The sequence below is a fragment of the Microvirga sp. P5_D2 genome, assembly GCF_054049475.1.
The window spans coordinates 16,830-27,734 of the sequence record NZ_JBFUMH010000063.1 but is presented as its reverse complement, the minus strand read 5'-3'; the positions used below and the strand labels follow the sequence as shown (position 1 = coordinate 27,734).

The following is a 10,905-nucleotide window of genomic DNA, read 5'->3' as shown; positions in this document are numbered from 1 at the left end:
GGCCGTAAGCCGTGGCGGTACGAGCGTCGAGCTGGATGCGGCCGCGGGTACGGAAGCCGATCGAGTCGGATTCGCGGGAGACCGGCTCGAGGTAGCGCATTTCAGCGCGGACGCGGCCGCCGACGCGGAGGCAGGTTTCCGTGCCGGGGATGTAGAAGAAGCCTGCGCCGTAGGTGGAGCAGACGCGAACGTATTCAACTGCAGCGGCCTTCTTCACGGGAAGATCGGCGGCTTGAGCTCCGGCAACGGCGGCGAGACCCGCAACCGATCCGAGAAGAAGGCTCTTAACGAGCTTCATGGTTGACCTCCAAAGTTTTGAGACCCTTGGGGGGCCGGGTTTAGTGCTTCGAAAACTTCTGAGAAGCTCCAAACACGTCCCATTTCCCCTAGTGACTTGGTGGCCCCGCCAGCTGGCTGAGCCTACAAATGACGACTGGGGTGCCCCCGTCGCTGGAGCCACATTAGCCAGCGTTGCCGGGCAAGCAACCGAATGAAGGCGCAAAATGGGCACGGGGCCGGGCTTTTCAGGACCATGTTGCACAAACGCAACGTTTGCACATGCCGCCGTTTACGTTTCGTTAGGATTTGGAGCCATTTCCTAACAAACCGTTAAAATTCAGGCGTTTAGGAACGAAGCGCCGCAGTTTGGAACGGTTGTCGACTCAGTATTTCGGGCATCACGATGCGGTGAGCCTGTGAATAACTCTGTCACATATTGGGCGGAATAATCCTCTCCAAGGCCCAAAAAGAAGAGGCCGGACGGGTCCGGCCTCTGCCGAATCGTGGCTATTCGAGCCTCGTCAGGCGACTTTCGGCTTCAAAACGCCCCTGCGAATCTGATCTTCCTCGATGGATTCGAAGAGGGCCTTGAAGTTTCCCTCCCCGAATCCGTCATCGCCCTTGCGCTGGATGAACTCGAAGAAGATCGGCCCGATGGCGGTCTTTCCGAAGCGCTGGAGCAGCACCTTCGTGAAGCCGCCCTCGACCACGCCCTCCCCGTCGATGAGGATGCCGTTCTTCTGCAGGCGCTCGAGCGACTCGCCATGGCTGGGCAGGCGCGTGTCGACGCGGGAGTAATAGATGTCGTTGGGCGCGGGCATGAACTCGTGCTCTCGGTCGATCAGTGTCTCGATCGATTCATAGAGATCAAGGGAGCCCAGGGCGACGTGCTGGATGCCCTCCCCCTTATACTCCTGCAGATATTCCTCGATCTGTCCGGTCTCGCCCGCATCTTCATTGATGGGAATGCGAATCTTGCCGTCCGGACTCGTCATGGCGCGGGAGTGAAGGCCCGTCATCTTTCCTTCGATGTCGAAATAGCGAATCTGCCGGAAATTGAAGAGCCGCTCGTAGAACCCCGCCCATTCGTTCAGGCGTCCGCGATAGACGTTATGGGTCAGGTGATCGATGTAATAGAGGCCGACACCCTCGGGCTTCGGGTCCTTCTCRCCGAGCCATTCGAAATCCACGTCGTAGATCGAGCCCTTCTCGCCGTAGCGATCCACGAAATAGATGTGCAGTCCGCCGATGCCTTCGATGGCGGGAATTTCGAGCTCGTTCGGCCCCACCTGCGTCTGCACCGGCTTGGCGCCCATGGAGAGCGCGCGGTCATAGGCATATTTCGCATCGACCACGCGGAACGCCATAGCCGGAGCCGAGGGCCCGTGCTGGCTGGCGAAGCGCTCGGCGAAGGAGCCGGGATGCGCGTTCACGATGAAGTTGATGTCGCCCTGGCGATAGAGAAGGACGTTCTTCGAGCGGTGCTTGGCAACCACGGAGAAGCCCATGATCTTGAACAGGCGATCAAGCTCCTCAGGGTTCGGATGGCAGAATTCGACGAATTCGAATCCGTCGGTTCCCATCGGGTTGTCTTCGGATATGGCCGGCGGCGGTGCATCGTGCGGGAACGGTCCCATGGCTTTCCTCCTGTTATCTGGTCGACCCGTCGAGAGATCATCTTGACGAGACAACGCATCCGCACGCCATGCGGATACGTCTGATAAGTCTCACGCTGCGTCCGGCTGATTTTCCGGAGCGGCATCCCGAAAGGCGCGATGCTCGGCACAGGCCGCATCCACCGCGACAATCTTCGGATAGGAATCGAGAGGGATCTTGAAGCGCCGGGCGTTGAACACCTGCGGCACGAGATAGACATCCGCGAGCGTGATCCGGGAGCCGAAGGCATAAGGACCCGGTTCGATCAGGGCCTCGATGGCATCGAAACCTTCGCGCACCCAATGGCCATACCATTCATCGGCAATCGCCTGGTCATGACCCAGCTTGTTCTTGAGGTAGCCGAGGGAGCTTGAATTATTGAGCGGGTGGATATCGCAGCCGATGATGCCTGCGACGGCGCGCACCTTCGCGCGGTTCACAGGCCCCATGGGAAGAAGCGGCGGCTCGGGATAGACCTCGTCGAGATATTCGAGGATCGCGCCGGATTGGATGAGCGTCGTGTCGCCGATATCGAGCGAAGGCACGCGCTTCTGCGGATTGACGGCGCCATAGGCCGTATCGCGCTGCTCGGCTTTCAGCAGGTTGACCGGAATGGATTCGAACGGCACGCCCTTCAGGTTGAGGGCGATCCGCACGCGATAGGCGGCGGAGGAGCGGAAGTAAGTATAGAGCTTCATCCCTCGCTCTCCCCTTCGGGCGCGAGAAGCCGGGCATGGCCGCTCAGGCGGTCGATGAGCGCGACGAGCACTTCCTGTTCTTCGGCCGTCAGCACGGAGATGAAGCGTTCCTCGAAGGCGAGCGCCTCGGGAGCCAGCGCCTCATAGATCTCGCGCCCTTCCTCCGTGAGTTCGAGCCACTCCTCCCGCCGGTCGTCGAGATTGGGCTTGCGGACGATGAGCCCGCGCTGCTCCAGCGCGGAAACGGCGCGCGAGACCGTGGATTTGTGCATGACTCCGTGGGCGGCGATGTCCCGCGCCGTATGGTAGTCGTACTGACCCAAGGTCGCGACGACCCGCCAGGCCGGAATCGAGAGCCCGAACCGCTCGGCATAGATCTGCGCCAGCGCGTTCGAGGTCAGGCTGGCCAGAACGTTGAGACGATAGGGAAGAAACCTCTCCAGGATCACGAGAGAGCCCGAATCTTCCTCTTTCTTGACTGCTGAGCGAGGTGCCATTGGTTGACAAAAAACCGTTGCTTGTGCAACCAATAAGTCAAATTCGTTGCACAAGCAACTAGATTCGAGAGCCAATCCGCTGTCCCTGAGATAGCGGCCATCGGATCCGGGCAGGGAGAACGCCGATGAATGTCCAGACTTGCTCTGGGATTTGCGGTTCGCGCAAAGCGGCTTTTTTCAGCCTCTTCGGCGCTCTGCGCCCACGCCTGCCTTCGCAGTCGAACCGGCACGTTCAAACAGCATGAGGTTCGAACCTGCATCCACATGGATCACGATGGCTCGGCGTCATCGAAAAAGGCCGCCCGGCTGCTGCATCGGAAAGATGCCACCAGCCGGACGGCCTCATGTCTCTTCAGGGCTCACCGATGGCCCGGCCATCAACGAAAGCGCGAGATTACGACCGGCCGCGCGTGCGGATCATGAAGGTATCGAAGGCGTATTCGTTGAGCTGCCACCAGGGCAGCACGTCGTTGCGATAGGCCACCATGGAATCGTAGGCCTTCTTGAAGTCGGCGTTCTTGGCCGAGAGTTCGGCGTAGAGCTCGTTGGCGGCCTTCAGGCTGGCTTCCATGACCGGCTGCGAGAAGGTGCGCAGTTCCGCGCCCGCGCCCACCATGCGGCGCAGCGCCTGGCCGTTGACGGCATCGTACTTCGCCAGCATCCAGTTGTTCGCGGCCTCGGTGGCGTGCTCCATGATGGCTTGGTAGTGCTTGGGCAGCTCGTTCCACTTCTGCTGGTTGACGACGAGGTGCAGCATGGCGCCGCCCTCCCAGAAGCCGGGTGCGTAGTAGTACTTCGCGACTTTCAGGAAGCCGAGCTTCTCATCGTCGTAGGGGCCGACGAACTCGGCCGCGTCCAGGGTGCCGCGCTCAAGGGCGGGGTAGACATCGCCGGGAGCGATCTGTTGCGGCACGACGCCGAGCTTGGCGAGCACCTGTCCGCCCAGGCCGCCGATGCGGAACTTGAGGCCCTTCAGGTCATCGACCGTGTTGATCTCCTTGCGGAAGAAGCCGCCCATCTGGGCGCCGGAATTGCCGCAGACGAGGGACGTGCAGTTGTACCGGCCCATCACCTCGTTGATGATTTCCTTGCCGCCGGCGAAGTGCCACCAGGAATGAAGCTGGCGGGCGTTCAGGCTGAAGGGCAGGCCCGTGCCCATGCCGAGCGCCGGCTCCTTGCCGATATAGTAATAGAGCGGGGTATGGGCGCATTCGACCGAGCCGTTCTGCACCGCATCCATGGCCTGAAGGCCGCCGACGATCTCGCCCGGAGCGAAGACCTGGATCTGGAACTTTCCGTCGGTCGCGTCGGACATGTACTTCGAGAAGGTCTGGGCGGTGCCGAAGATCGTGTCGAGCGACTTGGGGAAGCTCGAGGTCAGGCGCCAGCGGATCTCCGGCATCGACTGCGCGATCGCCGGCGCGGCCACGGTGGTGGCGGCAGCGGCAAGGCCCGCGCCCTTCAAGAAGTTTCTTCTCTTCATCGTCGTCATGGCGTTTCCCGAAACTTTTCTCATTGCAGCTCTATAAACCACGACAACAAGGTGGGTGGCTATGAAGCTTTCTTCGCTCAAACAAGGCCGTGATGGCCGACTCGTGATCGTCTCGAGGGACCTGACCCGCGCGACGGACGCATTTTTCATTGTTCCGACGCTACAGCAAGCCCTCGACGATTGGGAAAAAGTCGAGCCTCGCCTGCGTGACCTCGCGGAACAGCTGGAGCACGGCTCCGTGCCCTCCTTCCGCTTTCACGAGCACGACTGCGCCTCGCCCCTGCCCCGCTCTTACCAATGGGCGGACGGCTCCGCTTATGTGAATCACGTAGAGCTGGTGCGCAAAGCGCGCGGAGCCGAGATGCCGGCCTCCTTCTGGACCGATCCGCTCATGTATCAGGGCGGCTCGGATTCCTTCCTCGGGCCGCGCGATCCGGTTTTCGTCATGGACGAGGCCCATGGGATCGATTTCGAAGCGGAAATCGCCGTGATCGTCGACGAGGTTCCGATGGGGGCGACCAGGGAGGAGGCAGCAGCCGCGATCCGCCTCGTGGTGCTGGTGAACGACGTCTCCCTGCGCAACCTGATCCCCGGCGAACTGGCCAAGGGCTTCGGCTTCTTCCAGTCCAAGCCGTCCTCCGCCCTCTCGCCCGTCGCCGTCACACCTGACGAGCTCGGTGATGCCTGGGATGGCGGCAGGCTCCACCTGCCCCTGCATTCCAACCTGAACGGTCAGCTCATCGGCAAGCCCAATGCCGGCGTGGACATGACCTTCGACTTCCCGACCCTGATCGCCCATGCGGCCGCCACCCGCCCCTTAGGCGCCGGCACGATCATCGGCTCGGGCACCGTCTCCAACCGGGACGAAGGCGGCGGACCGGGCAAGCCTGTCACGCAGGGCGGTGTCGGCTATTCCTGCCTCGCTGAGCAGCGCACGGTAGAGACCATTCTCCACGGCGAAGCCAGAACGCCTTTCATGCGCATCGGCGACACGATCCGCATCGAGATGAAGGACAAGGCGGGGCAATCGATTTTCGGCGCCATCGAGCAGGAAGTGGCGGCTTATCGGCGAGCCGAATAGAGGCAAAACAAAAGGCCGCCGGAGTGCCCGGCGGCCTTTTTCGTCCGATCCTCGGGAAACCCTTACATGGCGCGGCTCATGCCGCCGCCACTGCTGAGGGCCTGCACGTGCTCGAGGTGCATCTGCAGGGTCGGCAGGGTCGCGTTTGCGAATTCCCTGAGCTGCGGAACATCGCCGCCCGACGCGTAGGACGAGAACAGGGCAACGGCTTCCTGATGGGCCATGAGCTGCGCGTTCACATAGGCCGCATCGAAATCGGCAGCGCCCTCGACGGTCGCCAGCATCTGCTGGTGCTTCGGCATCATGGCGGGCTGAGTAGCCGGCAGGCCGGCCCGGCGCACAGCGGCTGTCATGCGGCGTCCCGCAAGGGTGTGATCGCGGATCATCTGCTGTGCGAAGCGGCGAACTTCCCGATTCTGCGAGCGCTGCAGCGCAATGCGGCTGGATTCGATCTCGAACAGGTTCGAGGACGTGGCCATGGGCACGAATTCCGTGGCGGTCGTCACGGCGATGGGAGCGGGAGCAGGAGCCGACGCCATGGGCGTCATGCAGCCGGCAACACCGAGCGCAAGGGCGCCCGTTACGAAGATCATCTTGAGATTCATCGCGGAGTTTCCTTCCAGTGCCCGGTCCTTCAAGGCCGAGCTATCGCATCCTAACGATGACGATGATCCTATGTTCCTGCTGCTCAGCCCGGTTATTACGAATAATCCCATCCACATGCCCCTCGGATGCAGGAATGCGGCTCTTGGCATCCTCGACAGGCGCTCCAGTTCAGGCTTTCCGCAATGCATGGAGCACCTGATGAACGATCACGTCTATAAGGTCGTCGAGCTTGTCGGCTCATCGGAAACAAGCATCGACGACGCGATCCGAACCGCGGTCCGGCGGGCCAGCAAGACGCTTCGCAACCTTCGCTGGTTCGAGGTCCTGCAAACCAGGGGGCATGTCGAGAATGGCGAAGTGCGCCATTATCAGGTCGTGCTGAAGGCAGGCTTCACCTTGGATGAAGGCGGCGACAGCACACCGTGACCGTCAGTCATCCGCACGGACATTGAAAAGATCGGGATACTGGTGAGGCTGTGAGCGCAGGTACTGATTGGGCGCCTTCACGGAAGCACCGAAATGCGCGGCCGCATGCCAGGGCCAGCGGGGATCGTAGAGAATGGCTCGTGCCAGAGCGATGAGGTCGGCATCGCCCGTCGCCAGAATAGCCTCTGCCTGCACGAAGTCCGTAATGAGGCCGACCGCGATGACGGGCATCCCCGTGGCCTGCTTGACCGCGCGGGCTAGCGGCACCTGGTAATTGGGCCCCACCGGAATCCGTTGCGCCGGGGTCAACCCGCCGCTCGAAACGTGCATCGCCCCGCATCCGCGCGCCTCGAGCGCCTGTGCGAAGGCGACGGTCTCCTCGATCGTCCAGCCGCCCTCCGCCCAGTCGGTTCCCGAGACCCGCACGGTCACGGACTTCTCTGCTGGAAAGGCCGCGCGGACGGCATCGAAGACCTCGAGCGGAAAGCGCATCCGGTTCTCCAGCGAACCGCCATATTCATCGTCACGCTTGTTGGACAAGGGCGAGAGAAACTGATGTAGCAGGTAGCCATGAGCCGCATGGATCTGCACCGCATCGATGCCAAGCCTGGCAGAGCGTCTCGCCGCCTCGGCGAACGCATCACGCAGCTGAGCTAGGCGCTCCTTGTCCAACGCTGTGGGAGCATTCTCAGCGGCGGAATATGGAACCGCCGAAGGTGCTTCGGTCTGCCATCCGTTCGAATGCTCCGGGGGGATCTGCTTTCCACCATTCCAGGGCACATCGGTCGAAGCCTTGCGCCCGGCATGAGCCAGCTGGATCGCGATCGGCATGTCGGACCAGCGGCGGACGCTCTCCAGAACGCGCGCCATGGCGGCTTCGGTTTCGTCCGAATAAAGGCCCACATCGGCATAACTGATGCGCCCTTCGGGCACGACGGCAGTGGCCTCGATGGTCAGGAGCGCGGCCCCCGACAGGGCAAGCTGACCCAGATGGATCAAATGCCAATCCGTCATGCATCCGTCTTGAGCCGAATATTGGCACATGGGCGCAATCACGATGCGATTGGCCAGATCGAGGTCTCCCACCCGGAAGGGCGTAAACAGTTTTGCATGTGCCATGGGTTGTATCTCAAGTGTCGGGCAGCTTCGGATCCTGCATCACCGAGCTAAAACGCACCACAGGTCGAAAAGGTCGAAGCGATGAGCGATCAGCTACGGATAGCTGACCGCCATACCATCACTTACATGCACTGGCGAGTTCGCCACGTTTTCCAAAGGCCCTACTTCACCTCGGCCTCGTAGATGTAGAGCGTGGACTTGTCGTCCTCGGGCATAAAGTAACCCCGGATGCCCGCCTCGCTCGTTTCCATCCAGACCGGATTGTGGGTCATGTCCATTCCGGAATCAGCCCAGAGCAGCACCGGCGTCTGGAAGATCGGGCGACCGTCGGCGAGGTTGACCAGATCAAGACCGCCGAGCCGGAACGGGGCCGCATCGGGCTTGACCCGCATCTCGGTAACGCCGGAGCACAGCATGCGCTGGGAGCCGGCATATTTGCAGTCCTGATAATCGAGGTAATGCGAGGTGTTCAGAATCCGCAGCTTCTCGGGAGCCTCGCCCGCATTGGTGGGCTTGCCGCTTTCATCGAGAGCCCAGCGATAGAACCGGCGCGAGCCCCAGCTGACCCCGTGCAGGGATTTGCGGTCGGTGTCGTGAACCACGCCGCCCACATGATCCGCGAAACGGAACATCTCTTCGGCCTTCATGGTCTCCGGATCGACCCGGTAGACGATGGATTTGCTGTTCGGCCGGTATTCGGCCACGGGAACCCAGATGTATTTGCYGTCGTAATCGATCCCACCCGGATGATAGATCGATCCTTCGCCGAGGGTGATGTCGGCGATGAGGTTGCCCTTCATGTCGATCTTGAAAAGGTGCCCGACGCCCGCGCCCGTATCCCGGTCGTAACCGTCCACCGGCTGCGGAAAGCGCTTGGTCGGTTCCTTGATCTCCACCGACGACACGAACAGCGTATCGCCGATCTTCACCATTCCCTGCGGGTGATGGGTCAGGAAGTTGATCGGAACGGCCTCGACCAGCTTCCATTGCGTACCACGCGACAGCTTCGTCACCCGGTCCGCCAATGCGGTACGGTCAGGTTCGGCGGCCATGAGAGCTGCGGGTGCAACTCCGAGGCAGAGCATCGTCAGAATCGTAGTCAGGCAACGTCTCGAAAAGCAATCCATCGCGTTCCTCCTTCAGTGACGATCCGCTTCTAGCGAGCGGGTGATGTCACTTTAGTGTCCGGCCTGGGCTCTCCGCAATTCGATTGGGGAGTGAATTCCTGCTTCTACCCCTCAAGCTCCTCCCGCAGCATCTCCAGCTCCAGCCAGCGCTCCTCCGCGGCATGCAACTCCCCTTGCAGCTGAGCGAGCATGTCCATGGCCTTCTGGAAGCGACCGGGGTCGCGGGAATAGAGGTCGGGATCGGCGAGGATTTCCTGGACCTTGGCGATCTTGGCTTCGGTCTCCTGCATCCTCAAAGGCAGGGTCTTGAGGTCGTGCTGCTCGTTGAAGTTGAGCTTGCGCTTGGCCTGCTCCGCTCTCGCGGCGGCGGGCTTGTCACCGTTCTTCGGCTTAACATCCCTCTCGACCACGCGGGCCTGAACGCCCTGGCCGCGCTGGGCCACCATGTCTGAATAGCCGCCCGCATATTCGAGCCAGCGCCCCTCGCCTTCCGAGACAAGAACGGAGCTGACCGTGCGGTCGAGGAAGTCGCGGTCGTGGCTGACGAGAAGGACGGTGCCGGAATAATCCGTGATCATCTCCTGGAGAAGATCGAGGGTCTCCAGATCGAGATCGTTGGTCGGCTCGTCGAGCACCAGAAGATTCGAGGGCTGCGCCAGGGCGCGGGCCAGCATCAGGCGGTTGCGCTCGCCACCGGAGAGCACGCCCACGGGCGTGCGGGCCTGCTCAGGCGCGAACAGGAAATCCTTCATATAGCCGATCACATGCTTCGTCTGCCCGCCGATGGTGACGGTGTCGCCCCGCCCGCCGGTCAGCGTCTCCGCCACGGTAGCGTTGGGGTCGAGGCTCGCGCGCCGCTGGTCGAGGGTGACCATCTGGAGATTCGAGCCGAGACGCACCCGGCCCTCATCCGGCTGGAGATTGCCGGTGAGCAGGTTGATGAGCGTGGTTTTCCCTGCGCCGTTCGGCCCGATGATGCCGAGCCGGTCGCCGCGCAGCAGGCGAAGGGACAGGTTCGAGACGATGGGACGCTCGCCGTAGGATTTCGAGATGCCCTCCGCCTCCACCACAAGGGTGCCGGACTGCTCGGCCTCTGCCAGCGTCATGCTGACCGTGCCCACCGCCCGGTCGCGGTCGCGGTATTGCTGGCGCATGGAGTGGAGATTGCCGAGGCGGCGCACGTTGCGCTTGCGCCGGGCGGTCACGCCGTAGCGCAGCCAATCGGCCTCGGCCACGAGCTTGCGACCGAGCTTGTGGTGCTCGGCCTCCTCCTGCTCCAGCACCTGATCGCGCCATTCCTCGAAATGGGCGAAGCCCTGGTCCATGCGGCGGGTGCGTCCCCGGTCGAGCCAGACGGTCGCCTGGGACAGGCTTTCCAGAAAGCGGCGGTCGTGGCTGATGAGGACGAGGGCCGAGCGCAGGCTCTTCAGCTCCCCTTCCAGCCATTCGATGACGGGCAGGTCCAGATGGTTCGTGGGCTCGTCGAGCAGCAGGATATCGGGCTGGGGGGCCAGCACATGGGCCAGCGCCGCGCGGCGGGCCTCGCCGCCGGAGAGGTCGGCGGGCTTCTCCTCGCCCGTCATGCCCAACTGCTCCAGCAGGTAACGGGCGCGATACGGGTCATCCCCCGGCCCGAGGCCGGATTCGACATAAGCGAGCGTATTCGGGAAGGCGCTGAGGTCAGGCTCCTGTGCCAGGTAGCGCACGGTGGCGCCCGGCTGCACGAATCGCTTGCCCTTGTCGGCCTCCATGAGGCCTGCGGCGATCTTGAGCAAAGTGGACTTGCCCGAGCCGTTGCGGCCGACGAGGCAGGCCCGCTCGCCGGGCGAGACGGAGAGTTCGGCGCTCTCGATCAGCGGCGTGCCGCCGAAGGTGAGAGCGATATCCTGGAGGAGGAGAAGAGGAGGAAGCGCCATTCCTGCTC

General features: G+C 62.5%; 11 protein-coding genes. 2 read left to right on the top strand and 9 right to left on the bottom strand.

Annotation, left to right across the window (positions count from 1 at the left end):
• The 5 genes from ACXJKO_RS16805 to ACXJKO_RS16785 all read right to left on the bottom strand — a co-directional run.
• The coding region (locus ACXJKO_RS16805) for a porin (RefSeq protein ID WP_457092231.1) at positions 1-298 on the bottom strand (298 nt) is incomplete at its 3' end.
• Between the two features lie 502 nt (positions 299-800).
• Positions 801-1,916: a 4-hydroxyphenylpyruvate dioxygenase gene (hppD, locus tag ACXJKO_RS16800; RefSeq protein WP_457092230.1), complete on the bottom strand. Its 1,116-nt coding sequence runs from the start codon at positions 1,914-1,916 to the stop codon at positions 801-803.
• 90 nt (positions 1,917-2,006) lie between these two features.
• Positions 2,007-2,633 carry a maleylacetoacetate isomerase gene (maiA, locus tag ACXJKO_RS16795; RefSeq protein WP_457092229.1) on the bottom strand — a complete coding sequence of 209 codons (627 nt, stop codon included), beginning with the start codon at positions 2,631-2,633 and terminating at the stop codon, positions 2,007-2,009.
• Entirely contained in the window at positions 2,630-3,082 is a 453-nt protein-coding gene (locus tag ACXJKO_RS16790) for a MarR family winged helix-turn-helix transcriptional regulator (protein WP_457092228.1), read from the bottom strand. The genes maiA and ACXJKO_RS16790 overlap by 4 nt, the downstream gene beginning before the upstream one ends.
• 442 nt (positions 3,083-3,524) lie before the next feature.
• Positions 3,525-4,613, bottom strand: coding sequence for a TRAP transporter substrate-binding protein (locus ACXJKO_RS16785; RefSeq protein WP_457092233.1), 1,089 nt, complete (start codon positions 4,611-4,613; stop codon positions 3,525-3,527).
• A gap of 70 nt (positions 4,614-4,683) precedes the next feature.
• Between ACXJKO_RS16785 and ACXJKO_RS16780 the strand changes: the two genes are divergently transcribed.
• Positions 4,684-5,703: a fumarylacetoacetate hydrolase family protein gene (locus ACXJKO_RS16780; RefSeq protein WP_457092227.1), complete on the top strand. Its 1,020-nt coding sequence runs from the start codon at positions 4,684-4,686 to the stop codon at positions 5,701-5,703.
• 62 nt (positions 5,704-5,765) lie between these two features.
• Here ACXJKO_RS16780 and ACXJKO_RS16775 read toward each other — a convergent pair whose 3' ends face one another.
• Positions 5,766-6,308 carry a DUF4142 domain-containing protein gene (locus ACXJKO_RS16775; RefSeq protein WP_457092226.1) on the bottom strand — a complete coding sequence of 181 codons (543 nt, stop codon included), beginning with the start codon at positions 6,306-6,308 and terminating at the stop codon, positions 5,766-5,768.
• 199 nt (positions 6,309-6,507) lie between these two features.
• Here ACXJKO_RS16775 and ACXJKO_RS16770 point away from each other — a divergent pair, with 199 nt between their 5' ends.
• Complete coding sequence (locus ACXJKO_RS16770) at positions 6,508-6,735, top strand: dodecin (RefSeq protein WP_457092232.1); 228 nt, start codon at positions 6,508-6,510, stop codon at positions 6,733-6,735.
• A 3-nt stretch (positions 6,736-6,738) separates the two neighbouring features.
• On the opposite strand, the gene ACXJKO_RS16765 is transcribed toward ACXJKO_RS16770, so the two are convergent.
• The 3 genes from ACXJKO_RS16765 to ACXJKO_RS16755 form a co-directional block, all read right to left on the bottom strand.
• Positions 6,739-7,854 (bottom strand): NADH:flavin oxidoreductase/NADH oxidase, encoded by a 1,116-nt coding sequence (locus tag ACXJKO_RS16765; RefSeq protein ID WP_457092225.1) that lies wholly within the window; start codon positions 7,852-7,854, stop codon positions 6,739-6,741.
• A gap of 161 nt (positions 7,855-8,015) precedes the next feature.
• The gene (locus ACXJKO_RS16760) at positions 8,016-8,906 is read right to left on the bottom strand and encodes a DUF6454 family protein (protein WP_457092224.1); all 891 of its coding nucleotides are present in this window, start codon (positions 8,904-8,906) and stop codon (positions 8,016-8,018) included.
• Between the two features lie 179 nt (positions 8,907-9,085).
• On the bottom strand, positions 9,086-10,897 hold the full coding sequence (locus ACXJKO_RS16755) for an ABC-F family ATP-binding cassette domain-containing protein (protein WP_457092223.1): 1,812 nt from the start codon (positions 10,895-10,897) through the stop codon (positions 9,086-9,088).
• Positions 10,898-10,905 lie beyond the last annotated feature (8 nt).